This window comes from Amycolatopsis orientalis DSM 43388 (assembly GCF_000411975.1).
In the GTDB taxonomy this organism is placed as follows: Bacteria; Actinomycetota; Actinomycetes; order Mycobacteriales; family Pseudonocardiaceae; genus Amycolatopsis; species Amycolatopsis orientalis_D.
In genome coordinates, this window is the sequence record NZ_ASXG01000058.1 from 45,687 (window position 1) to 71,212 (window position 25,526).

Consider the following 25,526-nt stretch of genomic DNA (forward strand, 5'->3'; position numbering starts at 1 on the left):
ACCGGCACTGCCACTCACGACCCCACCATGCCCTTTCGCCCAACAGGTCTGACAGGAGGTCCGGCAAGTGACAGTCGTCGTGCGGATGCTGGCCGGCCGCATCCTCGCCCTGATCCCGCTGCTGCTCGGCGTGATCCTGTTCGTGTTCATCGTGATGCGGTTCTCGCCGGTCGACCCGGCGATGGCCGCGTTCAACGGCGCCAACGCCACCGCCGGCCAGCTCCAGCAGTTCCGGGAGCAGAACGGCCTGCTCGACCCGTTGCCGCTGCAGTACGTGCATTTCGTGTGGCATCTGCTGCAGGGCGATTTCGGCACGAGCGTGATCACGAAGGAGCCGGTGGGCCAGACCATCGCCACCGCGCTCCCGCTCACCGTGCAGCTGACCCTGCTCGGCCTGGCGCTCGCGCTCGTCGTCTCGGTCGTGCTCGGCGTGACCTCGGCGTTGTTCCGCGGCCGCTGGCCGGACCACCTGATCCGGTTCGTGACGCTCGCCGGCGTCGCCGCGCCGGCGTTCTGGATCGCGCTGCTGCTGGTGCAGTGGCTGGCGGTCGGCAAGGGCCTGTTCCCGACCAGCGGCTACGTCAGCCCGGCGGATTCGTTCTCCGGCTGGCTGAACTCGCTGACGCTGCCCGCGATCGCGCTGGCCGCGCCGGTCGCCGCGCAGCTGACCCGGGTGATCCGGACGTCGATGGTCGAGGAACTGGACAAGGACTACGTGCGCACCGCGCGCGGCGGCGGGCTGCCGCCGGTCGTGGTGGTCGGGCGGAACGTGCTGCGCAACGCGCTGGTCAACCCGCTGACCGTGCTCGGCCTGCGGGTCGGCTACCTGCTCGGCGGCGCGGTGGTGATCGAGACGATGTTCGCGCTGCCCGGCATGGGCCAGAACATGATCCAGGCCGTGCAGGACGGCGACACCGCCAAGGTGCAGGGCTTCGTGATCACCATCGCGGCCGGATTCGTGCTGGTGAACCTCGTCGTCGACGTGCTCTATCTCGTCGCCAACCCCCGTCTGCGGAGCCGCTCGTGATGCGCCCGGCCCTCCGCCCGAACCTGACCGCCCGGCTCTCCCGGCCCGGCGTCCGGTTCCGGCGGCTTCCCCTGTCCTCGTGGATCGCATTGGCCGTGCTGGTCGTGCTCGGGCTCGTCGCGATCCTCGGCACCGCCGTGGCCACGCACAACCCGGACCTGCTCAGCACCGACACCGGCGGGCCCAGCGCGGCGCACTGGTTCGGCACCGACCAGTCCGGCCGCGACATCTTCTCCCGGCTGGTCGCGGGCACCCGCTGGTCGCTCGCGATCGGCCTCGGCGCGACGCTGCTCGCCCTGGTGGCGGGTGTCGTCGTCGGGGCGTTCGCGGCGACGTCCGGCCGCCGGGTCGACGGCGTGGTCATGCGGGTGCTCGACGTCCTGATGGCCTTCCCCGGCATCGCGCTGGCCGCGGTGCTGGTGGCGGTGTTCGGCCGCGGCATCCTCGTGCTGATCCTCGCCATCGGCTTCCTCAACATGGCTCCGGTGGCGCGGGTGGTGCGCGCGAACGTCCTCGCGCAGTACGGCGAGGACTACGTGGCGGCCGAACGGGTGATCGGCGCGAAACGGCTGTTCATCCTCGCCCGGCACGTCGCGGTCAACTGCGCCGCGCCGATCCTCGTGTACTGCACGGTGACCGTCGCGGACGCGATCGTCTTCGAGGCTTCGCTGTCGTTCATCGGCGCCGGGATCCAGCCGCCCGATCCGTCGTGGGGTTCGGTGCTGTCGGACGGCAAGGACCTCGTGCTGACCGGAGGCTGGTGGGCGACGCTGTTCCCCGGCCTGCTGATCTTGATCACCGTGCTGGCGTTGAACATTCTCTCCGAAGGGATCTCCGACGCTTGGGCCGCGCCGTCGGCTCGCACCGCGAAGGCGGCCGAAGCGGCGCAGCGGATCGAACTGGCCCCGGAGACCACCGCCCCGGTGCTGCCGCTGCGCGGCCTGCGCGAGGCCGGGCAGCGGCTGGCGGCGAAGGCACGGGACCTCTCCGGCCGGGACACCGTGCTGTCCGTGGAGAATCTCGCGATTTCGTTCCCGGACCGGCACAACGGCGTGAACGTGGTCGACGGAGTGTCCTTTTCGGTCCGTTCCGGGGAAGTGCTGGGGCTGATCGGCGAGTCGGGGTGCGGGAAATCGCTGACCGCGCTGTCGATCATGGGCCTGCAGCCGGACGCCGCGCGGCTCCGCGGGGAGATCCGGTTCGCGGGCGACGACCTGCTCGCCATGAAGCCGAGCGTCCGCCGCCGGCATCTCGGGCACGACCTGGCGATGATCTACCAGGACGCGCTGAGCTCGCTGAACCCGGCGATGACGATCCGCGCACAGCTCAAGCAGTTCACCCGGCGCGGCGGCACGCGCACGCCGGAGGAGCTGCTGGAACTGGTCAACCTCGACCCGGGCCGGACGCTGCGGGCGTATCCGCACGAACTGTCCGGCGGACAGCGGCAGCGCGTGCTGATCGCGATGGCGCTGTCGCGCAGCCCGAAGCTGATCGTCGCGGACGAACCGACGACGGCGCTCGACGTGACCGTGCAGGCGCAGATCATGGCGCTTTTGCTGCGGCTGCAGGAGGAACTGGGCTTCGCGCTGATCCTGGTCTCGCACGACCTCGCGCTGGTCTCCGACATCGCCGACCGGGTGGTGGTGATGTACGGCGGACAGGTCGCGGAAACCGGTGCGACCGCGGCGGTCGTCGGCGCGCCGCAGCACCACTACACCCGGGGCCTGCTCAGCGCGGTGCTGTCGCTGGAGGAGAACGAAGCGACGCTCACGCAGATCAAGGGCGTCGTGCCCGCACCGGCGGACTTCCCGGCCGGCTGCCGGTTCGCGAGCCGCTGTCCGGCCGCGCGCGGGCATTGTTTCGAGGTCGCGCCTGAACCGGCGGGCGACGGGCATCTCGTCGCTTGCCACTACCCCGCGGAGAGCCCGGTCGCGGTCCTGACGGAAGGAGCGCAGGCGTGAGTCTCGTCGAAGTAGACGGCGTGCACGTCGTGCACAAGATCCGCGGCTCGGGCCTTTTTGGACACGACAAGGTGTACGCGCTGACCGACGCCACCTTGTCCATCGAGAAGGGCGAAACTGTCGGCGTGGTCGGCGAATCCGGCTGCGGAAAGTCCACTTTGGCCAAGGTGCTGGTCGGGTTGCAGAAGCCGACTTCGGGCACGGTTCAGTACGCGGGCCAGCCGCTGTCCGCGCTGCGTCCGGCCGAGCTGGGCCGCACCGTCGGGATGATCTTCCAGGACCCGTCGACCGCGCTGAACCGGCGGCTTCCGGTCGCGAAGATCCTGCGCGACCCGCTCGACGTGCACCAGATCGGCACCGCCGCCGAGCGCGCCGGTCGGGTCCGGGAGCTGATGAACCTCGTCGGCCTGCCGTCCAGTGTGGCCGACGCACTGCCGTCGCAGCTTTCCGGCGGGCAGCGGCAGCGCGTGGCGATCGCCCGCGCGCTCGCCCTGCGCCCGGCGCTGCTGGTGGCCGACGAACCGACGTCCGCGCTGGACGTTTCGGTGCGCGCGCAGATCCTGAACCTGTTGCTGGACCTGCGCGAACAGCTCGAACTGGCGATGGTGTTCGTCTCGCACGACATCCAGACCGTGCGCCGGATGAGCGACCGCATCGTGACGATGTACCTCGGCCGGATCGTCGAACAGGCTCCGGCCGCCGAACTGCCGCACGACGCGCGCCATCCGTACACGCGGGCGCTGTTCTCGGCGACGCCGAGCCTGCTGCACCCGGTGGAACCGATCGTCCTCAGCGGACCCGTGCCGTCGGCCACCGCGCCGCCGCCCGGCTGCCCGTTCCACACCCGCTGCCCGAAAGCCACCGACGAATGCTCCCTGGCCTTGCCACCGCAGTCCGGGCCGGACGAGCACACCTATCGCTGCATCCACCCAGAAACCGGAGTGACTGCCTCATGACTGCGCCCACGTTCGCCGGCATCATCCCGCCGCTGTGCACGCCGTTCCACGACGACTTCACCGTGGACACCGCGTCGCTGCGGCGGCACATCGAATTCCAGCTCGACGCCGGCGTGCACGGGATCTTCGTGCTCGGCTCGTCCAGCGAGGTCGCCTTCCTTCCCGACGACCAGCGCCGGATCACCGTCGAAACCGCGGTCGACCAGGTCGCCGGCCGCGTCCCGGTGCTCGCCGGCTGCATCGACATGACGACCCTGCGCGTCGCGGAGCACGTGAAGACCGCCGAGGCCGCCGGAGCGGACGCCATCGTGGTGACCGCGCCGTACTACACGCGCACGCACGTCGCGGAGATCGACCGGCATTTCCGCCTGCTGCACGAACGGACGTCGCTGCCGATTTTCGCCTACGACATCCCGATGGCGGTGCACACGAAACTCGACCGCGAGCTGGTGCTGAACCTGGCCGAGGACGGCGTTTTGGCCGGGCTCAAGGATTCCAGCGGCGACGAAGCCGGATTCCGGACGGTGCTGCAGCAGCGGCGCGAACGCGGGCTTGCGCGCTTCGCCGTGTTCACCGGTTCCGAACTGCTCGTGGACGCCGCGCTCGCCCAAGGCGCGGACGGTGCGGTGCCGGGGCTCGGCAACGTCGACCCGGTCGGCTACGTGCTGATCTACGACCACTTCCGCGGCGGCAACCCGCAGGCGGCGCGGCGCGAACAGGAACGGCTGCTGACGCTGTTCAGCATCACCGACGTCGCGCCGCCGAGCCGGATGGGCCGCGGGTCGGCCGCGCTCGGCGCGTTCAAGGCGTCGATGAAAATGCGCGGTTTCATCGACAACGCGGTGATGGCGCCGCCGCAACTCCCCCTCAACGACGACGAACTGCTGCAGATCAAGGGAAAACTAGCGGAAGCGGGTCTCCTCTGATGGATCGGCTGTACTACGGCGGGGATTACAACCCCGAGCATTGGTCGCCCGACGTGTGGGCGGAAGACGTGAAACTGATGGCCGAGGCCTCGGTTTCGATGGTGACGGTCGGGATTTTCTCCTGGGCGCAGATCGAACCGCGGCCGGGCGAATTCGATTTCGTCTGGTTCGACCCGGTCCTGGACAACCTCGCCGCCGGGGGCGTCCGGGCCTGCCTGGCCACCATGACGGCCTCGCCGCCGCCGTGGCTTTCCCACCGGTACCCGGAAATCCTTCCGGTGCGCGCGGACGGCACCCGGCTGTCCGCCGGGGCGCGGCAGCAGTTCTGCCCGTCCAGCCCGGTGTTCCGCGAGCACGCCGCCCGGCTGGTCGAGCAGGTCGCCACCCGGTACGCCGGGCACCCGGCACTGGAAATGTGGCATATCGGCAACGAATTCGGCTGCCACATCCGCGCCTGCTATTGCGACGAGTCCGCAAGAGACTTCCGGCGCTGGCTGATCGAACGCTACGGCAGCATCGCGGCGTTGAACGAAGCCTGGAGCACGACGTTCTGGTCGCAGCGATATTCCGACTTCGCCGAGGTGCAGCCGCCACGCGTGGCCCCGACCTTCCCGAACCCGGCGCACCAGCTGGACTACCACCGGTTCTCGTCCGACGCGTCGCTCGGCTGCTACCTCACCGAGCGCGAGGTGCTGGCCCGGATCACCCCGGACGTACCAGTGACCACGAACTTCGTCGGCCTGGTGCAGAAATCGCTGGACTGGAACAAGTGGGCGCCGCACGAGGACGTCGTGAGTCTCGACTCCTACCCCGACCCGTACGATCCGCGCGGGCATCTGGAAGCGGCCTTCGCCTACGACCTCGTCCGGTCCCTCAAGGACGGCCAGCCGTGGCTGTTGCTGGAGCAGGCGCCGAGCGCGGTGAACTGGCGCACCCGCAACAGCCCGAAGCCGCCCGGGACGATGCGGCTGGGCAGCTGGCAGGCCGTCGCGCGCGGCGCGGACGCGGTGTTGTTCTTCCAGTGGCGGCAAACTCCGGGCGGGGCCGAGAAGTTCCACTCCGCGATGGTGCCGCACGGCGGTCCGGACACCCGCACCTTCCGCGAGGTGCGCGATCTGGGCCAGGAGCTGGCGTCGCTGCCGCAGCTGGCGGACAGCCGGGTGAAGGCCGACGTCGCGATCCTGCACGACTGGAACAGCTGGTGGGCGCTGGAGCTGAACTCGCATCCGTCGGACGACCTCAGCCAGCTCGACGCGCACCTCGCGCACTACGCGCCGCTGTTCGACGCGAACGTCACCTGCGACGTCGTGCACCCGTCGCGCGACCTGTCCGGCTACCGGCTCGTCGTGGCGCCCAATCTGTACCTGATGGACAGTGCGGTCGCGGCCAACCTTCGCTCCTACGTGGAACGCGGCGGACATCTGGTGGTGTCGTTCTTCTCCGGCATCGCCGACGAGAACGACCGGGTATACCCCGGCGGCTACCCAGCGCCCCTGCGGGACCTTCTCGGCTTGCGCGTCGACGAGTTCTGGCCGCTTCCGGAAGGCGGTTCCACCACCCTCGACCTCGACGGTGCCTCGGTGCGCGCGACCATCTGGTCCGAATGGATCGAGGCCGAGGGCGCGGACATCGTGGCCGCTTTCGCCGAAGGCCCGCTGGCCGGCCGTCCCGCGATCACGCGGCACGAGTTCGGCTCCGGCGTCGCGTGGTACCTCGGCACCCGGCCGGACGCGGACGTGATGCGCGAGCTGTTCGACCGGATCACCGCCGACGCCGGGGTTTCGCCGGTGCTTCCCGGATTGCCGGACGGCGTCCAGGCGGTCGTCCGGCACGGTTCCGACGATTATCTGTTCCTGCTCAATCACAACGCCGAAACCGTCACGGTTTCCCTGCCTTCGCCCGGTACCGATTTGCTCGCCGATCCCGCTCAGCCATCGCCGGAAGTGGAACTGGCCGCGCACGGCGTGGCCGTCCTTTCCGGACAGTTCGGAACGGAGCCCAGATGAGATCCGCCCTTCGCGTGGTGCTGGCGTTCGTGCTGCTGGCTTTCCTCGCTCCCGTGGGCGCGGCCCAGGCCGCGCCGCAGTTCGACCAGATGGCTCTTTTCAACCCGCATCAGGAAACCGGCTACGCGTGCTTCCGCATCCCGGCCATCGTCCGCAGCACGCACGGCACGCTGCTGGCCTTCGCCGAGGGCCGCAAGGACAACTGCGGCGACACCGGCGACATCGACCTCGTGCTCAAGCGGTCGACCGACGGCGGCGCCACCTGGTCGCCGCTGCAGGTGGTGAACCGCGGCGGCGGTGACACGCACGGCAATCCCGTGCCCATTGTGGACACCAAGACCGGTCGGATCGTCCTGATCACCACGTACAACAAGGGCCGCACCGACGACAAGGGCTGCGACGTGCCGTGCCCGCGCACACCGCATTCGCAGTACAGCACCGACGACGGCCGCACGTGGTCCACGCCGGTCGACATCAGCGCGCAGGCGAAGCTGCCCGCGTGGGATTCCTGGTACGCCTCCGGTCCGGTGCACGGCATTCAGCTTCAGCACGGCAGGCACGCCGGCCGGCTCGTCTTCGGAGTGAACGCCGAACGCAGCGACGGCACCCACTCCGTCGAAAACTACGCCGGCCTGATCTACAGCGACGACGGTGGTTCCTCCTGGCATGTCGGCGCGGTCGACAACTACCTGCACCCAGTGGGCGGCACCTTCACCCAGAAGCCGTCGGAAGTCAGCGCCGTCGAGCTGCCGGACGGCACCATCTACGCCGGCGGCCGCGAGCAGAGCGGCACCGACATCGGCAACCGCGACTACGCGTTGAGCCGGGACGGCGGAGAGACGTTCTCCCAGCGCTTCACCACGATTCCCGACCTCGTCACGCCGATGGTGCAGGGTTCGCTGCTGCGCCTGGACCGCCCCGGCGGCAAGCGGATCCTGTTCGCCTCCCCCGCCGACACCGACCGGCGGCGCTGGATGACCATCCGTTCGTCCTATGACGACGGTCGCACCTGGGAAAACGCCGACCAGGGCACCCGGATCACCACGGACTGGTCCGGCTACTCCGACCTGGTCCAGCTCAGCGGCCCGGAAGACAAGAACGCGAAGATCGGCCTGATGTACGAGGGCGGCGCGGTGGACGCCCGCGACGAGATCCGCTTCGCCCGTTTCGACGAGAACTACCTCGGCTGGAAGCGTTCCCCGGGAGTGTCCACTCCGGACCTCGCAGGCGGACAGCCCGCCCGGATCCTCGGTGCCGCCAGCTCGGTCCCCGGGAAATTCGGCAAGGCCCTGCAACTGAAGAACGCCTTCGTGCGCGTCCCGTACTCGCCGGCGCAACTGGTCGGCTCCGGTGACTTCACCTTCTCCACCTGGGTCGACTACGGTGCTTCGAAGGATCCGCAAGCCCTCCTGTGGCTGGGCGGCATGGGCTCGACCGCGCCGCAGCTGTGGCTGCGCGCCGAACCCTCGGCGCACCGGCTGATCGCGATGATGACCACCGCGGCCGGAAGCACCTCGGTCAGCACGCGATCCGCGTACGACGATCAGCAATGGCACCACGTCGTGCTCCAGCGCTCGGGCGGCCAGCTCCGCATCCTGGTCGACGGCGCGCTGGCGGCTTCCGGTCCGGACTCCCCCGGTTCGGTCACCCAGACTGTCTCGTTTCAGCTGTGGCTGGGCGAACGCCTGGACGGCGCGCAGCACCTTTCCGGTGCGCTGGACGACACGCGGCTCTACCGCCGCGCACTGTCCACTGTGGAGCTGAACACCGTCCGCGCCGGGAAACCCGTCTCCGGAGCGGTCCTGCACCTCCCCTTCGACCGGTGATTCCGAAGCCGGGCGGTTCCTTTGGGAGCCGCCCGGCTTCAGCCGTGCAGGGCCAGATACGGCGCGATCCCGACCAGCACCGCGACGAGAGCGGCCTTGAGCGTCTTCGCCGGCAAGGCGTGCGCGATCCGCCAGCCGATCAACACGCCCGCCAGCTCCGGAATCCCGACGATCGCCGCCAGCGGCCAGTCGACCGCGCCGTGCAGGACGTACCCGAGCGTGCCGACGCTGGCGATCACCACCGACTGGACCTGCGCCGCGGCGAGCGCCCCGAGCACCGGCATCCCGGCGACCACCAGCAACGGCACCGCCAGCATCGGCCCGCCGACCCCGACGAGTCCCGCCACGACCGCGACCCCGGTTCCGATCGCCCCGGCGACCGGCAGCCCGACCGGCCGCTCCCGTCCCTTCAACCCGACGAACACCGCCACCACGAGCGCGAACCCGCCGAGCACGATCCCGAAGGCCTTGGTGGACACCGCGGAGTTCAGCAGCACGCCCAGCGGCGTGCCGACGGTCGCGGCCGCGGCGAGAACTCCCGCCACCCGCCGCGTTTCCGGTTCCCGCAACTGTCCGGAATGGACGAACGCGGCACTGCCCAGGATCCCGGTGGCCACGTGCGTGACGATCGCCGTCCCGGCCACCTGCGCCGGGCTGAGCGACGTGAAGACGAACAACCCGACCGTCGCGAGCACCCCGCCCGGCCCGACGGCGGTGATGCCGATCCCGGCGAGCAGCCCGGTGACGACGAGCGCGGCGATCACCTGCGCCACCGCCGGAAGCCGGTTCCTCCCAGCGGAATGCGCCAGAATGCGCGGCTGGCCAATCGAATCACTCCCATCTTGGTGCACCCCGGCCCGGACCCGTCGTCGTGAGTGCTGATGCCGGTTCTAACCGGCATCAGCACTCACGACGCGCCTCGCTCACCCGGGGCCGCGATGCAGGGTCGCCCGGAGCGTGAGCCGGTCCGCGCGGATGTGCAGCCACTCCGCGTCCACCGGCCGCCCGTCCGGCAACCGGGTCAACCGGTCCAGCGCGAAAACCGCCGTCCCCGGGGCGACGTCCAGCAGCGCCGCCGTATCCGGCCCGGCCGACACCGCGTGCACCTCGACCTCCGCCCGCCCCAGCCGGATCCCGTTGGTCTCCTCCAGCAGCGCGAACAGATCCCGGTGCGCCAGATCCTTCCCCAGCAACGGAATCCCCAGATCCGCCACCAGATAGGTCGAGTCCAGAGACAACGGCGCCCCGCCCAGCCGCCGGACGCGCTCCAGGTGCACGACCTCTTCCCCCGCCGCCAGCCCGAGGCGTTCCGCCACCGACGGCGGCGCGGCGACCGGCTCGGCGGTGCGCACCTCGTTCACGACCTCGCCGTGGCCTTCGAGCGCCTCCGCCAGCCCGGTCAGCCGATCGAGCCCGTGCCCGTATTTCGGGCGCACGACGAGCGTCCCGACTCCCTGCCGGCGTTCGACGAGCCCTTCGTCCCGCAGCAAGCCGAGCGCTTCCCGCACGACGTTGCGCGACGCGCCGAACCACTCGCCCAACGCGCGCTCGCTCGGCAGCAGCTCGCCGACCTCGCCCGCGACGATCCGCTGCCGCAGGCCGTCGGCCACCTGCCGGGCCCGTTCCGCCCTCCGCTGCGTAGTCACCACGACGGCGACGCTACCGGGATTTTGATTACGCCGAGGTTACGCCACCCACATTGACCTGCGGAAACGCCGTGAGCAGCGGCAATGCACGGCACCCTCGCCCATTCCGCCACCGCGACCTGCCGCACCAGCCGCGCCGACCGTCCCGACGAGGCCGGGAACGGTCAGCGCGTCGTCCGAGCTGCCCCACGCCGCGTTTCGGCGGCCACGGGCGGCACCGTTCAGCAGATGCTCCCCAGGCTCGACGTCCAGCCCCACCACATCCCGTACTCGGCGAGGTTCCCGGCGTCGTTCAGGTGCACGTTGTCCGACAGCCACGGGCTCGGGTTCGGCAGATTCGCCGATCCCGCGGGCGGGATGTACTGCCGCAGATCGACGAGCGCCGTCCCCTTGGCGACCGCCGTCTGGTAGATCGCCGAGCCGTACTGCGCCCAGGTGTACTTCTGCGTCTGCCCGCCCCACGGGTTGGGCGTCCACTTCAGCTCGGCGTAGATCGACAGCAGGATGTCCACCCCGGGCCGCGCCGCGCGGATGTTGTCGATGAGCTTGCCGAGGTTCGCCTTGAACACCGCCGGGTCGACCTGCGCGATCAGCTCGTTGCCGCCGAGGTCGACCAGGACCAGGTCGGGCTGGCGTTGCGTGAGGTCGGCGAGCGCGCCGGCCGTGTCGGGCCAGCGGCCGCCGGGGAGGTAGTCGGTGGCCATCGCGCCGTTGTGCGCGTAGTTCTTGGTCGTGGTGTTCCACTCGGCGTGGAGGTCGTTGGCGATTTTCGTGGTCCAGCCGTACGTGGTCGGCGCGTAAGTGTCCGTAGTGGACTGGTAGCCGGTGGTGCCGTAGCCGGTGTCGGCCGAGGTGCCGAAGATCGCCACCTGCTATTTCTTCGTGCACCAGGTGCTGGTCTGCCCGGCGTCGGCGGCGACGGCGGGGGACATCGCGATGCCGAGGCCGACGAGGGTCAGCAACGCCGCGACACGGGATCTTCGCATGGGGACCGGGCCTTTCCGGGGAGAGACGATCTGCGGATGTGTCGCCGCCGCGGCCCCGCTCGTTACCGGAGTGCGCGAACCGAAACCGGGATGCGGGCGACGTCACGGTTCTGGCAGTCTCGGGGAGGTGAAGATCCTGTTCGCGACCGCGCCCGGGCACGGGCTCACGCTCCCGCTGATCCCGGTGGTCTGGGCCGCCCGGGCCGCCGGGCACGACGTGCTGCTGGCCACCACCGCCGAGATCGCCGAGGTGTCCGCGCGGGCCGGGCTGCCGGTCGCCGACGTCTTCCCCGGCCGCGACATCTGGACCGACCTGCTGGCTGCCGTCAAGGGCGGGGCCCCGGATCCGGACGAACCGGAGGAATACCGGATCGCGCGGCAGTACCCGGGCCCGTTCGGGCTCTTCACCGCCGCCATGACCGAGGGCACGATCGAGGCGGGCCGGGCGTTCGGCGCGGACCTCGTCGTCTATCCGTCCGATCACGGGGCCGGCGGGCTCGCCGCGGTCGCGCTCGGCGTGCCCGCGCTCGAGGTCGGCAACCGGATCTCGTGGTCGGCCCGCGACCGCTCGTGGCGCACCGAGCACGACGACTTCTTCGGCGGCGAACTCGTGACGCTGATGCGCGAGAAGCTCGGCCTCGGCGACGCGCCGCCGAACGTCCTCGCCCGGATCGACCCGCGGGCGCCGAGCATGGGCGGGCTGCGCGCGGACGAGGCGCCGCTCGACGAACGCGACGGCGCGCCGTGGTGGCCGATGCGGTTCGTGCCGTACAACGGCGGAGCCGTGCTGCCGGAGTGGGTGCTGCGGAAGCCGGACCGGCCTCGGGTGGCGGTCACGCTGGGCACGGTGGTGCCGGCGATGTCCGGGGTCAGCAGCCTGAAGGTGGTGCTGGACGCGCTCGGCGGGATGGACGTCGAAGTCATTCTCGCGGCGGGCACTGCTGATCTGAGCGAACTGGGCGAGCTGCCGGGGAATGTCCGGTCGGTGGGGTATCTGCCGCTGTCGGTTTTCCTGCCGGGGTGTGCGGCGATCGTGCACCACGGGGGTTCCGGAACGACTGCCGCGCCGTTGTTCTACGGCGTGCCGCAGCTGGTTCTGCCCAGTTTCGCGGACAATCCGATGTCGGCCGAGCGGGTGGTCGAGCGGGGCGTCGGGCTGAGCCATGATCCGGCCACTGCGGACGTTCCCGCGGTGCGGAAGCTGGTCTCGCAGCTGCTCGAGGACGAGACGTTCCGCAAGGCGGCTGCGGAGGTGCGGACGGAGATGAGCGAGCAGCCCACTCCGGCCGACGTCCTCGCGCGCGCGGTCGCGGCTCTCCGCTGAACCGCGGGACCGCGGCGGCTAGATCGCCGTTTCCCCCTTGCCCAGCACGACAATCCCGAAGTCGCTCACGTGGTAGTGGCCACGATCCCTCGCCAGATCGACCCCGATGTGCGCGCCGGGCGGGACGACGACGTTCTTGTCCAGGATCGCCCGCCGCACCACCGCGCCGCGCCCGACGCGGGCCCCGTCCAGCAGCACGGAGCCTTGCACGACCGCGCCGTTCTCCACGAAAACGTCCGGCGACAGCACCGAATCGACCACCTGCGCCCCGGAAATGATGCAGCCGTTGCTGACGATCGACTGGGTCGCCGTGCCGCCTTCCACGAATTTCGCCGCCGCGCGCTGGCCGGGATGGGCCAGGATCGGCCATTTCCGGTTGTACAGGTTGAAAATCGGCTGCGTCGAAATCAGGTCCGTGTGCGCGTCGTAATAGCTGTCGATCGTTCCGACGTCGCGCCAGTAGCCGTGGTCCCGGTCGGTTTCGCCGGGAACCACGTTGCCGTTGAAGTCGTAGACCGCCGCCTCGGATTTTTCCACCAGAGCCGGGATGATGTCGCGGCCCATGTCGTGTTTGGACGCCGGGTTCTTGGCGTCCGCGTGCAGCGCGTCGAGCATCACCTGCGTCGTGAAGACGTAGTTGCCCATCGAAACGTACGACTCGTCCGGCGAATCCGGCAGGCCCGGCGGGTCCTCGGGCTTCTCCAGGAACGCGTCGATCTTGGTGCCGTCCTCGGTGCTGATCACGCCGAACGAGCGGGCTTCCGAACGCGGCACGCGGATGCCGGCGACCGTCACGCCCGCGCCGGACGCGATGTGCGCGTCGATCATCTGGCGCGGGTCCATCCGGTAGATGTTGTCCGCGCCGAACACCGCGATGTACGCGGGCGATTCGTCGTGCACGAGGTTGAGGCTCTGGTGGATCGCGTCCGCGCTGCCCTGGAACCAGCGCGGGCCCAGCCGCTGCTGCGCGGGCACCGGCGTGACGTACTCGCCGGTCAGCGACGACAGCCGCCACGTCGTCGAGATGTGCCGGTCCAGCGAATGCGATTTGTACTGCGTCAGCACGCAGATCCGGCGGATCCCGCCGTGCACGAGGTTGGAGAGCACGAAGTCGACCAGCCGGTGCACGCCCCCGAACGGGACCGCGGGTTTCGCGCGGTCGGTGGTCAGCGGCATCAGCCGTTTGCCCTCGCCGCCGGCGAGGACGATTCCCAGCACATCGGATCCGTCGATCACGAAACCCTCCCGCACGCCTCGTACACCCCGACCGTCGCGGCGGCGATCGCCGGCCAGCCGAACTCTCCCACCGCGCGGTCCCGTCCGGCGAGGCCCAGCCGGGTGGCCCGGGCGCGGTCGGCGGCCAGGTCGTTGATCCCGCGCGCGAGCCCGGCCTCGAAAGCGCCGGGCTCGTTCTCGTCGTAATGCACCAGCACCCCGGTCTCGCCGTCGGCGACCACCTCCGGGATTCCGCCGACGTCGCTGGCCACCACCGCGGTGCCGCAGGCCATCGCTTCCAGGTTCACGATGCCGAGCGGTTCGTACACCGACGGGCAGACGAACACCAGCGCGTGCGTCAGCAGCTGGACGACTTCGCGGCGCGGCAGCATTTCCGGGATCCAGTGCACGCCGGACCGCTTTTCCTGCAGTTCCGCGACCAGTCCGCGGAACTCCGCGTCCAGCTCCGGCGTGTCCGCGCCGCCCGCGCACAGGACGAGCTGCACGTCTTCCTCGAGTGCGGCCCCGGCGCGCACGAGGTGCGGCACGCCTTTCTGCCGCGTGATCCGGCCGACGAACAGCGCGTACGGCCGGTTCGGATCGATGCCGTGCTTCTCCAGTACGTCGGTGCCTGGATCGGGTTGGTACAGCTCGGTGTCGATGCCGTTGCGCACCACGTGCACCCGCGCCGGGTCGACGTTCGGGTACGCGGCGAGCACGTCGCGCCGCATGCCGGAACTGACCGCGATGATCGCGTCCGCCGCCTCGTAGGCGTCGCGCTCGATCCACGACGACACCCGGTAGCCGCCGCCGAGCTGCTCGGCCTTCCACGGCCGCAGCGGTTCGAGCGAGTGCGCGGTGACGACGTGCGGGATGCCGTGCGCGAGCTTCGCGAGATGGCCGCCGAGGTTCGCGTACCAGGTATGACTGTGCGCGAGATCGTGTCCGGCGAGCGCGTCCGCCATCGAAACCGCGATGTCCATGGTGGCGAACGCGGGCTGGGCGTACCCGTGCGCGTCGCGGTGCCCGTGTGCGCCGTCCGGGCGGTCGGGACCCCAGCAGTGCACGTCCAGGTCGACCAGCGACCGCAGTTCCCGCGCGAGGAACTCGACATGCACCCCCGCTCCCCCGTACACGTCCGGCGGGTACTCCCGGGTGAGCAGGCCGACCTTCATGCGTTGACCCTAGACGTCCCCACCGGAGCAACGCAGTACGGAATGCGGGCGAATCCGGTTCGCCGCTCAGTGTTCGCGCTGTCCTACCACGACTGTTGCGCCGAGTTCTTCGTCTTCCTCGACGGACGCGGCCAGTCCTGCCCGGCGCACCTCGGCCGTCGCGGCCGCCGCTTGGCGTTCGCTGGCTTCGAAAAGCACGTGGCCGCCGGGCGCGAGCCACTCCGGAGCCTCCGCGACGACGCGCCGGAGCACGTCGAGACCGTCAGCTCCTCCGTCGAGCGCGACGCGGGGTTCGTGATCGCGCGCTTCGGGCGGCATCAACGCGACGTCGTCGGTGGGGACGTACGGAACATTCGCGATCAGCACGTCGACGCGGCCGCGCAACCGCCGCGGAAGCGGAGCGTAGAGGTCGCCTTGGTAGACCTCGCCCGGCACGTTCTGCCGCGCGCACTCGACGGCGGCCGGTTCGACGTCCGCCGCGTGGAGCTCTGTCCCGGGCACCTCCGCCGCGACCGTCGCGCCCAGCGCACCGGAACCGCAGCACAGATCGACCACCACCGACTGCGCGTGCGCGAACCCGGCGGCCAGCCGCACCAGCAGCTCAGTGCGGCGCCGGGGCACGAAAACACCCGGTGCGACGGCGAACCGGCGGCCGGCGAACTCCGCCCAGCCGAGGACGTGCTCCAGCGGTTCCCCGGCGACCCGGCGCTCGACCATCGCGGCCAGGTCGCCCGATTGGCCCAGCAGGAGCCGGGCCTCGTCCTCGGCGAACACGCATCCGGCGGCGCGCAGCCGAGCGACGGTGTCCTCGAAGCCGGCGAACTCGCTCACGGAACCACGACGACCGGCCAGGTCGCGGCGCGCACCAGCCGGTTGCCGACCGAGCCGACGAGCCGGTGCCCGCCCTGCTCGGACGCGCCGACCACGACCATGTCGGCGTTGACCTCCTGCGCGGCCTGGCGCAGTTCGGGGAAGGTCTCGCCGCGGCGGACCACGAACGTGACCGGCACCTGCAGGTCGGCCGCCCGGTCGCGCAGTTCCGCCCGCAGCTGCTCGATTTCCTCTTCGAAGGTCTGCTGCTGCACGTCGACGACGGCGGCCGCGGCGAGCCCGGTCCACACCGTCGGCGCGGCCACGTAGACCACGACCAGCCGCGCCCGCTGCCGCCGGGCGAGTCCGCCGGCGTAGGCCGTCGCGCGCAGCCCGGTCGGCGAGGTGTCCGCGCCGACGAGGATCACGCGAGGCCCGTCGGTGCCCCGTTCGTACGGGCCCGGGTCCCAGCTGGGCCCGTATTCCTCGACCAGTTGCTCCACCCGGCCCATTATGTCCGGGACGCCGGACCCCGCCGGGTCGCGTCCGTCACCCCGGAGCACGCCCGGGAAGAAAATTCCCACCCAGGTGGATTTGCCCTCCGTTCGGAGTACCCCAGGCGCGCTTCGGCTGGTAGCGTCCCCGCAACCTGAACACGCGTCCGGGAAGGACCGGGGAGCCCAACGCGTGCGGCGGCGAGGCGGATCGCGATGCGAGACGATGTGGTCGAGGCGAGTGCGGTGGTCGGGCACCCGCCCGAACAGGTGTGGCAGATCGTCGGCAGCCCCGAGCTGTACCCGAGGTTCGTCCCGGCGATCAGCTGGTGCGAGGTCACCGTGCCGGCCGAACGCGGCCGCGGGCCGCACTGCCTGATCCGGCTGGCCCCGGACCGGCGCCCGGTCGCCGAGGGCGTCATCCACGCGGCGGTCTACCGGCCGGGCGAGCACGTCGTCTGGTGCGGGCTGCCGGACGAGCGGACCTGGGTGTCGGTCGAACTGCGGCCGGTCCCGCGCGGCGGCACCGAGATCGTGCTGCGGATGATGCTGCCGGCGCTGCCCCCGGAACACTCCGACCTGCTCGCCCGCGGCACGGTGAAAGGCCTGCTCAGGCAGCTGGCCAGGCGGATCGGGCAGCAGCTGTCCGGGCTGCCCGGCGATCCGCCGGAGCAGGAGCCGGCCACTGCCCTGCGCACGGCGAACACGCTGGTCCGCGCGGGCGTGCTGGCCGCGGGACGGCCGGACCGGATGGTCAAGCAGCTCAATTCCCTCGCCCGCTGGGGCGCGACGCTGGCCGGCGGCTACCTCGCCGCGACCGCTCGCGGGGCCGACGACATCGCGGTGCACGACGAGCGCAACACCCGCACGTTCGGCGAGATCGACGAACGCAGCAACCAGCTGGCCAACGCGCTCGCCGCGCTCGACGTGGCGGCCGGGTCCCGGGTCGCGCTGATGTGCCGCAACCACGCGGCGATGGTCGAGGCGTTCGTCGGGTGCAGCAAGCTCGGCGCCGACGTCGTCCTGCTCAACACCGGCCTCTCCCCCGCCGCCGTCGAGGAGGTGCTCACCCAGCATCCGCCCGCGGCGGTACTGGCCGACGACGAGTTCGCGCCGATCATCGCGTCGGTGCCCGGCGAGTTCCCGCGCGTGAGCACGTGGGACGACGCCGAACAGGGCTACCGCACGCTCGACGAGCTGCTCCAGGACGCGCCGGCGACCCGGCCGAAGCCGAGCGAACGCGAGGGCCGGATCGTCGTGCTGACCTCAGGCACCACCGGCGCGCCGAAGGGCGCCCGCCGTCCGACGCCGAAGGGCGTGAGCACGTCGGCGACCGTTTTGTCGCGAATCCCCTTGCGCGCCCGGGACAAGATCGCGGTGGCCGCCCCGCTGTTCCACAGCTGGGGGCTGGCGGCGATGCAGCTCGGGATGGCGCTGCGGGCGGAGCTGTCGCTGATCCGCCGGTTCGACGCGGAGCAGACGCTGCGCACGATCGCCGAACACCGCTGCGACGCGCTGTTCGCGGTCCCGATCATGCTGCAGCGGATCCTCGACCTGCCCGAACGCGTGCGCAACCGGTACGACCTGTCGTCGCTGCGGATCGTGGCGAGCAGCGGATCGGCGATGCCGGGCGCGTTCGTGACGTCGTTCATGGACACCTTCGGCGACATCCTCTACAACTTCTACGGCTCCACCGAGGTCTCCTGGGCGAGCATCGCCGACCCGGCGGACCTGCGCGCCGCCCCGACGTCCGCGGGCCGCTGCCCGCCGGGCACCCGGGTCGCGATCCTGGACGACGACCGCCGCCCGGTCCCGCCCGGCGACGAGGGCCAGATCTTCGTCGGCAACGACATGCTGTTCGACGGCTACACCAACGGTTCGAGCGTCCCGCGCGCACACGACCTGATGGCGACCGGCGACGTCGGCTACCAGGACGCGTCCGGGCGGCTGTTCGTCACCGGCCGCGCCGACGAGATGATCGTGTCCGGCGGCGAGAACGTGTTCCCGCGCCCGGTCGAGGAAGCCCTGGCCGCGCTGCCGGGCGTCTCGGACGCGGCCGTGGTCGGCGTCCCGGACGACGAGTTCGGCCAGCGCCTCGCCGCCTACGTCGTGCTCCGCCGAGGCGCCCGCATGCACGCCGACGACGTCCGGCACTACATCCACCAGAGACTCGCCCGGTTCGCGGTGCCGCGCGACGTGTACTTCGTGCCGGAGCTTCCGCGGAACGCGACCGGAAAGATCGTGAAACGGCTCCTGAACGACGATCTCTGGCCGATCGCGCAAGGCTGATCCGGCTACGGCCCCAGCGCGCGCCCAGCCGCCCGCCCCACCGCCTCCGCCACCACAGCCAGCGAAGGCGAGTCGAGCTTCCACTGCTGCCAATACAGCGCCACATCCACCGCCCGCTCCGGCGCCAGATCGACCAGCTCCCTACCGGACAGCTGCAGTTCCGGCACCATCCCCCAGCCCAGCCCGGCGGCCACCGCGTCCACAAAGGACACCGACGCCGGGACGTAGTGCCGGACGCGGCTCGGCAGCTTGCGCCGGGTCAGCCGGCGCAGGAAACGGTCCTGCAGGTCGTCTTTCCGGTCGAACAGCACCGCGGGCGCGGCGGGCAGCCGCTCCGCCAGTGAGCCGCCGTCCAGCCAGCGCCGCGCGAACTCCGCCGACGCCACCGCCCGGTAGCGCATCGTGCCGAGGCGGCTGACCGTGCAGCCCTGCACCGGCTGCGGCGTCGCCGTGATCGCGGCCATCACCAGTCCCTCGCGCAGCAGCGCGGCCGTGTGGTCCTGGTCGTCGCTGCGCAGGTCGAACGAGACCGGCGGCTCGGCGGGGACCTCTTCGAGCGCGGACAGGAACCAGGTGGCCAGCGAGTCCGCGTTGACCGCGATCGGCAGCGTCGCCGGGCGGCCGGGACCGCCGAGGCCCAGTTCCGCGCGCGTGTCCGCTTCGAGCCGGGTCAGCTGCCGCGCGAACCGCACCAGCACCTCGCCGGATTCGGTGAGCCGCACGGGTTTCGACCGCAGCACCAGCACCCGGCCGATCCGCTGCTCCAGCGCCTTCACCCGCTGGCTCACCGCGGGCGGCGTCACGTGCAGCACCGCCGCGGCCCGGTCGAACGACTGCTCGTCCACGACCGCGAGCAAGGTCCGGACTTGGTCGAGCGGAAGATCGGACATCACGATCGCTTATCTTAGTTCAGAATCTTTACCTGGATTAATGCTGCCGAACGCTTCTAGCGTCGGCGGGGTGATCGCTGCGCTCAGCGCCGGTTTCGGCACCGGCATGTCCCTCATCGTCGCCATCGGCGCACAGAACGCTTTCGTGCTCCGCCAAGGACTGCGCGGCGGTCTCGTCGTGCCGGTGATCCTCGTCTGCACGCTGTCCGACGCGGTCCTCATCGCCGCCGGGGTGAGCGGGATCGGGGCGGTGCTGCGCCGGTGGCCGTCGGCGCTCACGGCGATCGCGATCGTCGGCGGGCTCTTCCTCATCGGATACGGGCTCCTCGCCGCCCGCCGCGCCTTCCGGCCGGGCACGCTGACCGTCTCGCCCGCCGACCTGACGTCGCCGAAGCGCACCCTGCTCACCTGCCTCGCGCTCACCTGGCTCAACCCCCACGTCTATCTCGACACGGTTCTCCTCGTCGGTTCCGTCGCGGCCGGACACGGCGACGGCCGCTGGCTCTTCGGCCTCGGCGCGGTGGCCGCGAGCGCGGTCTGGTTCAGCGCGCTCGGTCTGGGCGCGCGGAAGCTGTCCGACGTGTTCGCGCGTCCGGCGGCCTGGCGGATCCTGGACGGCGTGATCGCCACGACCATGATCGCGCTGGGCGTCGCACTGCTGCTCCAACGGGGATGAATCGGCCGCCTTCCGGCGAACAAGACATTTAGTGTTGCTAATAACTCTGAGTCAGAGCTAACTTGGCGGCATGCCCGCGCCCCGGATCGACCTCGCCGAACGCATTCTCACCGCCGTACTGGGCGTACGCCGGGTCGTGCGCCGCCGGGCGCGGGCCGAACTGCCGGGGCCGCATCTCCCGGGTTCCCAGGTGGAACTGCTGCGCGTGGTGCACCGGAACCCGGGCATCGGGGTCGCCGCGGCGGCCCGGGAGCTGAGCCTGGCCGGGAATTCGGTGAGCACGCTCGTGAACACGCTCACCGAAGCCGGCCTGCTCCGGCGCGAAGTCGATCCGGCCGACCGGCGGGCCGCGCGGCTGCAGCTCACCGACGCGGCCCGGGACCGGATGGCGACCTGGCGGCGCACCCGCATCGGGCTGGTGTCCGCCGCCCTCGCCCGACTGTCCGAAGAGGACACTTCGGCGATCGTCGCCGCGCTGCCCGCCCTCGAACGGCTCACCGAACTGCTCAAGGAGGACACATGAGCGAACCCGCGGTCCGCTGCACCGGCTTGCGGCACTCCTTCGGAGCCACGGTCGCGGTCGACGGCGTGGACCTCGCCATCGAACCCGGCGAGGTCTTCGGCCTCCTCGGCCCGAACGGAGCCGGGAAAACCACCACGATCCGGATGATCACCACGCTGCTGCCGGTCGCGGCGGACCGCATCGCCGTGTTCGGGCTCGACGTCGCCCGCCGACGGATGGCCGTGCGCCGGCTGATCGGCTATGTCCCGCAACAGCTTTCCGCCGACGGCGCGCTCACCGGGCGCGAGAACGTCTCCCTGTTCGCCCGGCTCTTCGACGTTCCCCGCGCGCAACGCGCCGCACAGGTGCGCGAGGCGCTGGAACTCGTCGGCCTGGAGAACGACGCGGACCGCCCGGCCGGACGCTACTCCGGCGGCATGATCCGCCGGCTGGAACTGGCGCAGGCACTGGTCAGCTCGCCCCGGCTGCTGATCCTCGACGAACCGACCATCGGCCTCGACCCGGTAGCGCGCTCGGCGGTCTGGGAACGGATCTCGGAGATCCGCGCCAAAACCGGCATGACCGTGCTCGTCACGACTCATTACATGGACGAGGCCGAGCAGTACTGCGACCGCGTCGCGCTGATGCACGCCGGCAAGATCCGCGCACTCGGCACCCCCGCCGACCTCGAAGCCGGACTCGGCCCGGAGTCCACTTTGGACGACGTGTTCCGGACCGTCACCGGGAACGCGCTCGACGCCGGAGGGATCCGCGATGTCCGGGCCGCCCGCCGCACCGCCCGCCGGCTCGGCTGACCTCCGCCCTGCTCGCCACCGAAACGCGCCGCGGACAGAGACAGCCGCGACACCCGCACCACTCGCCGCGTCGGCTAACCGCTGCAGCGCGGCCCACGTCATCCACCGGTGATGCGCCCCAGGCAGAAGGGAACCGCGATGTCCCCACCACACACCGCCTCGGCCGACCACAGCCCGCACCACGACTCAACCCACAGCCCCCACCGGTGACGGGCCCCGCGCCGAGGCACACCGCGACACCCGCACCACACACCGCCTCCGCCAACTGCAGCCCGCATCACAGCGCGGCCCACGTCTCCCACCGACGACGCGCGGAGGAAACCGCGATGCCCGCACCACACATCGCCTCGGCCGACCCCAGCCCGCACCACGACTCAACCCACAACCCCCACCGGTGACCCGCCCCGCGCAGAAGGGAACCGCGATGTCCGCACCACTCGCCGCCTCGCCCGCCGTGTCGGCCGACCCCGGCCCGCTCGGCCAGTTGCGCGTGCTGTTCTCCCGGATCGGCGCGATGTGCCTGGTGGAACTGCAAAAACTCCGCCGGGACCAGACCGAGCTGCTCACCCGGGCCATCCAGCCCGCGCTGTGGCTGCTCATCTTCGGCGAAACGTTCACCCGGCTGCGCGCGATCCCGACCGGGTCGGTCCCGTACCTCGACTATCTCGCGCCCGGCATCCTCGCCCAGTCCGCGCTGTTCATCTCCATCTTCTACGGCATCCAGATCATCTGGGAGCGCGACGCGGGCGTCCTCGCGAAGCTGCTTGTCACGCCCACCCCGCGCGCCGCGCTGGTGACCGGCAAGGCTTTCGCCGCCGGAGTGCGCGCTTTCGTGCAGGCGTGCATCGTGGTGCTCCTCGCCGCAGTGCTCGGCGTCGGGCTGACCGCGAATCCGTTGCGGCTGCTGGGAGCGGCGGCGGCCGTGGTGCTGGGTTCGGCCTTTTTCTGCTGTCTTTCGATCGTTATCGCCGGTTTGGTGCTTTCCCGCGAACGGCTGATGGGCATTGGCCAGGCGATCACGATGCCGCTGTTTTTCGGGTCCAACGCGCTCTATCCGGTGAACCTGATGCCGTCCTGGCTCAAGGTGCTGAGCCACGCGAACCCGCTCAGTTACCAAGTCGATGCCTTGCGGGGACTCTTGATCGGCACCCCCGCGAACCTCGGGGCCGACTTCGGCGTCTTAGTGGGTGCGACCGCGCTGGCGATCGCGGTCGCTTCGGCTCTGCTGGGAAGGCTGGCTCGATGAAACACCCCCGTCCGCACACAGTTTTCTCACCGGGACAGGCATAACGTGGGAACCGTGTCTCGTCGCAGGGGGATAGCCCCGTTCCTCGGATTGTGCGTGCTGGCCGGGATTCTCGTCGCGGGCACGCTGGCCCCGGTCGCGATCGGGGCCGGAGTGCTGTCCAACCAGGTCAGCGATTCGGTCGATGCCATTTCCGCCGATCTGGTGCACGCGGAGCCGCCGCTCGTCACCACGGTCACCGATCGCAACGGCGGGACGATCGCGACGTTGTACTCGCAGTACCGCATTCCGGTCACCGCGGCACAGATCTCCCCGGCGATGAAAGCCGCGATCGTCGACATCGAGGACCGCCGGTTCTACAGCGAGGGCGGCGTCGACCCGCAGGGCATGCTGCGCGCCGCGGTGCACAACAGTTCCGGCGGGAACCTGCAGGGCGCGTCCACGCTCACGCAGCAATACGTGAAGAACTACCTCGTGAACGTCGTGGATCGCAACGACAAGGCAGCGCAGCAACGGGATCAGGAGGATTCGCTGGCGCGCAAGCTGCGCGAGGCGAAGATGGCCGTGCAGCTGAGCCAGACCGTGTCCAAAGACGACATCCTGGCCGACTACCTGAACGTGGTCGAATACACCGGCACGGTCTACGGCGTCGGAGCCGCCGCGCAGGCGTATTTCGGGACGACCGCGGACAAGCTGACCGTGCCGCAGGCCGCGCTGCTCGCCGGGATGGTGAACAACCCCAACGTCTACAACCCGTACACGCATCCGGACAAGGCGCTCCAACGGCGCAATCTGGTGATCGATTCGATGGTGTCCGCGCGGTCGATCCCGGCGTCCTACGGCGAAGCCGCGAAGGCGACCCCGTTGGGCCTCACCGGTTCGCGGCCGCAAGCCCCGTCGAGCACGTGCCTCGGCGCGGCTCCGGACGCCGGGTTCTTCTGCGCGTACGCGGTGCACTATCTGGTGCAGTCCGGGCTCACCGCCGACCAGATCGACACCGGCGGATACACCGTGAAGACCACCATGGACCCGCACGTGAGCCAGGTGACCAAGGACGCGGTGGACGCGAACGTGCCGACCACGCAGGACGGCGTCGCCAACACGTTCGCGGTCGTGCAGCCGGGCAGCGACGGGCACCAGGTGCTCGCGATGGTCGCGAACCGCAATTACGGCACCGATCCGGACCAGGGCGAGACGTCCACGAACATCGTGGCCGACGCGAGCAACAAGTTCGGCGCGGGCTCGTCGTTCAAGATCTTCACCTCGGCCGCGGCGATGGTCGCCGGGAAGGCGGGCCTGAACACGCCGCTGCCGAACCCGTACAGCGACTGCTTCAACCCGCCCAACATGAACCGGTACACGCACTGCTATCCGGTCAGCAACGACGGCACGAACTACCCGAACCCGATCTCGCTGGCCACGGGTTTGGCGACCTCGCCGAACGTCGCGTTCGTCGGCCTGGAGGCGCAGGTGGGCATGCCCGCGGTGCTGGACATGGCGCGGAAACTGGGCCTGCGCAACACCATGGCGACCAACGACGCGGGCAGCAAGCCGATCACCGACCCGTCCGATCCCCGGTCGAAGAACCCGCAATACAACGAACCGCAGTCGCAGTACTTCCAGAACCTGCTGTCCTTCACCCTGGGCAACAGCCCGGTCAGCCCGCTGGAAATGGCGAACGTCTCGGCCACCTTGATGAGCGGCGGCATGTGGTGCCCGCCGAACCCGATCCTGTCCGTCACCGACCGCCACGGCCAGCCCGTCCCGCTGCACCAGCAGGCCTGCGAACAGGTGATCCCGCCCGGCGTCGCGAACACGCTGGAAGCGGGCCTGAGCCAGGACACCACCATCGGCACGTCCGCCGCCGCGGCCCGGTCGGCCGGCTGGACCCACCCGGACATCGGCAAGACCGGAACCACGCAGCAGAGCGAATCCGTCGCGTTCGTCGGCGGGGTCGACCACTACGCCGTGTCCTCCATGGTCTTCGCCGACGGCCCCCGTCCGCAGGAAATCTGCCCCGGCAACCCGGTCCACCTGGGCGACTGCGGCCACGGCGCCTTCGGCGGCACGGTCGCCGCGCCGCCGTACTTCGCCGCGATGAACCAGCTGCTGGCCGGAGAGCCGGATGTCCCGATCCCGCCCCCGGATCCGGCTTACCTGGACGCACACGCCTGAGCCGCCCGGACCGGTTCGGCGGAGACCTTCGCCCCGAAACGAGGTGACCACCGATGTCCCGCCGGACCGACCGGTCCGCCCCATCGCTGCAGCAGATCGAGAACTCCGACTGGGGCGACCCGCCCGCCGACACGACGCGCCTGATCAGGACCGTGCATCGGTTGCGGCGCAAGCCCCTCGGCCTGCTCACCGCCGAGGACGTCCGCCTGCTGCTGGGCCAGCACGTCGGCGTGCCGTTCCTCGTGCCGCGGGCGCTGGCGATGCTGGAAGAAGACCCGCTGTGCGAAGGCGACTTCTACCCCGGCGACCTCCTCGCGTCGACGCTGCGCGTCCCGCTCTCGCACTGGCGCACCAACCCGGACCACCTCGACCGGCTCGAACGCGTCCTCGCCTCGATCGACCCGGACGCCGAGGATTTCGACACCCTGCTCCGCGGGCCGATCGCCGCCTTCCGCGCCCAGTTCGACGGCTGACCCTCACCGCAGCCCGCCAAGGACTCCACCCCGCCGACGCGACTCTTTCCCTGTCGCCCCCGGAAGCGCGCCGACCGCGCCCCACAGCGTCCCGCGTCCCCTCCCCAG

The 25,526-nt window shown here is 70.6% G+C and carries 22 protein-coding genes; 14 read left to right on the top strand and 8 right to left on the bottom strand.

Annotated elements, in window-relative coordinates; genetic code table 11:
- Positions 1-67: 67 nt before the first annotated feature.
- Genes L942_RS09920 through L942_RS09945 form a run of 6 tightly spaced genes read left to right on the top strand, consistent with a single transcriptional unit; the run spans position 68 to position 8,702 of the window.
- A complete protein-coding gene (locus L942_RS09920; protein WP_037357863.1) occupies positions 68-1,027 on the top strand; it encodes an ABC transporter permease in 960 nt (319 codons plus the stop codon).
- Positions 1,027-2,988 (top strand): dipeptide/oligopeptide/nickel ABC transporter permease/ATP-binding protein, encoded by a 1,962-nt coding sequence (locus L942_RS09925; RefSeq protein WP_037357865.1) that lies wholly within the window; start codon positions 1,027-1,029, stop codon positions 2,986-2,988. Before L942_RS09920 ends, L942_RS09925 begins: the two co-directional genes overlap by 1 nt.
- Positions 2,985-3,944 (top strand): oligopeptide/dipeptide ABC transporter ATP-binding protein, encoded by a 960-nt coding sequence (locus L942_RS09930; RefSeq protein WP_037357867.1) that lies wholly within the window; start codon positions 2,985-2,987, stop codon positions 3,942-3,944. Before L942_RS09925 ends, L942_RS09930 begins: the two co-directional genes overlap by 4 nt.
- Complete coding sequence (locus L942_RS09935) at positions 3,941-4,870, top strand: dihydrodipicolinate synthase family protein (protein ID WP_037357869.1); 930 nt, start codon at positions 3,941-3,943, stop codon at positions 4,868-4,870. Before L942_RS09930 ends, L942_RS09935 begins: the two co-directional genes overlap by 4 nt.
- On the top strand, positions 4,870-6,876 hold the full coding sequence (locus L942_RS09940) for a beta-galactosidase (protein ID WP_037357871.1): 2,007 nt from the start codon (positions 4,870-4,872) through the stop codon (positions 6,874-6,876). The genes L942_RS09935 and L942_RS09940 overlap by 1 nt, the downstream gene beginning before the upstream one ends.
- Positions 6,873-8,702, top strand: coding sequence for a sialidase family protein (locus L942_RS09945; protein WP_037357873.1), 1,830 nt, complete (start codon positions 6,873-6,875; stop codon positions 8,700-8,702). The genes L942_RS09940 and L942_RS09945 overlap by 4 nt, the downstream gene beginning before the upstream one ends.
- Before the next feature lie 38 nt (positions 8,703-8,740).
- Here the strand turns inward: L942_RS09945 and L942_RS09950 are convergent, their stop codons facing one another.
- The 3 genes from L942_RS09950 to L942_RS09960 all read right to left on the bottom strand — a co-directional run bounded on the left by L942_RS09950 (position 8,741) and on the right by L942_RS09960 (position 11,217).
- Positions 8,741-9,475 carry a sulfite exporter TauE/SafE family protein gene (locus L942_RS09950; protein WP_037357875.1) on the bottom strand — a complete coding sequence of 245 codons (735 nt, stop codon included), beginning with the start codon at positions 9,473-9,475 and terminating at the stop codon, positions 8,741-8,743.
- Between the two features lie 150 nt (positions 9,476-9,625).
- On the bottom strand, positions 9,626-10,351 hold the full coding sequence (locus tag L942_RS09955; protein ID WP_037357877.1) for a GntR family transcriptional regulator: 726 nt from the start codon (positions 10,349-10,351) through the stop codon (positions 9,626-9,628).
- Between the two features lie 218 nt (positions 10,352-10,569).
- A complete protein-coding gene (locus L942_RS09960) occupies positions 10,570-11,217 on the bottom strand; it encodes an SGNH/GDSL hydrolase family protein (protein ID WP_200862764.1) in 648 nt (215 codons plus the stop codon).
- A 244-nt stretch (positions 11,218-11,461) separates the two neighbouring features.
- On the opposite strand from L942_RS09960, the gene L942_RS09965 reads away from it, so the two are divergent.
- Complete coding sequence (locus tag L942_RS09965; RefSeq protein ID WP_200862765.1) at positions 11,462-12,658, top strand: nucleotide disphospho-sugar-binding domain-containing protein; 1,197 nt, start codon at positions 11,462-11,464, stop codon at positions 12,656-12,658.
- A gap of 18 nt (positions 12,659-12,676) precedes the next feature.
- On the opposite strand, the gene glgC is transcribed toward L942_RS09965, so the two are convergent.
- From glgC to L942_RS09985, 4 genes are all read right to left on the bottom strand, one after another.
- Positions 12,677-13,894 (bottom strand): glucose-1-phosphate adenylyltransferase, encoded by a 1,218-nt coding sequence (glgC, locus tag L942_RS09970; protein ID WP_037357880.1) that lies wholly within the window; start codon positions 13,892-13,894, stop codon positions 12,677-12,679.
- On the bottom strand, positions 13,891-15,048 hold the full coding sequence (gene glgA, locus L942_RS09975; protein ID WP_037357883.1) for a glycogen synthase: 1,158 nt from the start codon (positions 15,046-15,048) through the stop codon (positions 13,891-13,893). The genes glgC and glgA overlap by 4 nt, the downstream gene beginning before the upstream one ends.
- A 66-nt stretch (positions 15,049-15,114) precedes the next feature.
- Positions 15,115-15,879: a putative protein N(5)-glutamine methyltransferase gene (locus L942_RS09980; protein WP_037357885.1), complete on the bottom strand. Its 765-nt coding sequence runs from the start codon at positions 15,877-15,879 to the stop codon at positions 15,115-15,117.
- The gene (locus L942_RS09985; protein WP_200862766.1) at positions 15,876-16,361 is read right to left on the bottom strand and encodes a universal stress protein; all 486 of its coding nucleotides are present in this window, start codon (positions 16,359-16,361) and stop codon (positions 15,876-15,878) included. The genes L942_RS09980 and L942_RS09985 overlap by 4 nt, the downstream gene beginning before the upstream one ends.
- Before the next feature lie 207 nt (positions 16,362-16,568).
- Between L942_RS09985 and L942_RS09990 the strand changes: the two genes are divergently transcribed.
- Positions 16,569-18,641: an AMP-binding protein gene (locus tag L942_RS09990; RefSeq protein ID WP_037357891.1), complete on the top strand. Its 2,073-nt coding sequence runs from the start codon at positions 16,569-16,571 to the stop codon at positions 18,639-18,641.
- Positions 18,642-18,646: 5 nt separating this feature from the next.
- Here the strand turns inward: L942_RS09990 and L942_RS09995 are convergent, their stop codons facing one another.
- On the bottom strand, positions 18,647-19,531 hold the full coding sequence (locus tag L942_RS09995) for a LysR family transcriptional regulator ArgP (RefSeq protein WP_200862767.1): 885 nt from the start codon (positions 19,529-19,531) through the stop codon (positions 18,647-18,649).
- 40 nt (positions 19,532-19,571) lie between these two features.
- On the opposite strand from L942_RS09995, the gene L942_RS10000 reads away from it, so the two are divergent.
- The 6 genes from L942_RS10000 (at position 19,572) to L942_RS10025 (ending at position 25,418) form a co-directional block, all read left to right on the top strand.
- Positions 19,572-20,207, top strand: a complete 636-nt coding sequence (locus L942_RS10000) for a LysE/ArgO family amino acid transporter (RefSeq protein WP_051165850.1) — start codon at positions 19,572-19,574, stop codon at positions 20,205-20,207.
- A gap of 70 nt (positions 20,208-20,277) precedes the next feature.
- Positions 20,278-20,730, top strand: coding sequence for a MarR family winged helix-turn-helix transcriptional regulator (locus L942_RS10005; RefSeq protein ID WP_037357897.1), 453 nt, complete (start codon positions 20,278-20,280; stop codon positions 20,728-20,730).
- A complete protein-coding gene (locus tag L942_RS10010; RefSeq protein ID WP_037357900.1) occupies positions 20,727-21,524 on the top strand; it encodes an ABC transporter ATP-binding protein in 798 nt (265 codons plus the stop codon). Before L942_RS10005 ends, L942_RS10010 begins: the two co-directional genes overlap by 4 nt.
- A 424-nt stretch (positions 21,525-21,948) precedes the next feature.
- Positions 21,949-22,770: an ABC transporter permease gene (locus L942_RS10015; protein ID WP_037357902.1), complete on the top strand. Its 822-nt coding sequence runs from the start codon at positions 21,949-21,951 to the stop codon at positions 22,768-22,770.
- A gap of 45 nt (positions 22,771-22,815) precedes the next feature.
- Positions 22,816-24,945 carry a transglycosylase domain-containing protein gene (locus L942_RS10020; RefSeq protein WP_200862768.1) on the top strand — a complete coding sequence of 710 codons (2,130 nt, stop codon included), beginning with the start codon at positions 22,816-22,818 and terminating at the stop codon, positions 24,943-24,945.
- Between the two features lie 53 nt (positions 24,946-24,998).
- Positions 24,999-25,418, top strand: coding sequence for a contact-dependent growth inhibition system immunity protein (locus tag L942_RS10025; RefSeq protein ID WP_037357906.1), 420 nt, complete (start codon positions 24,999-25,001; stop codon positions 25,416-25,418).
- Positions 25,419-25,526: the final 108 nt, after the last annotated feature.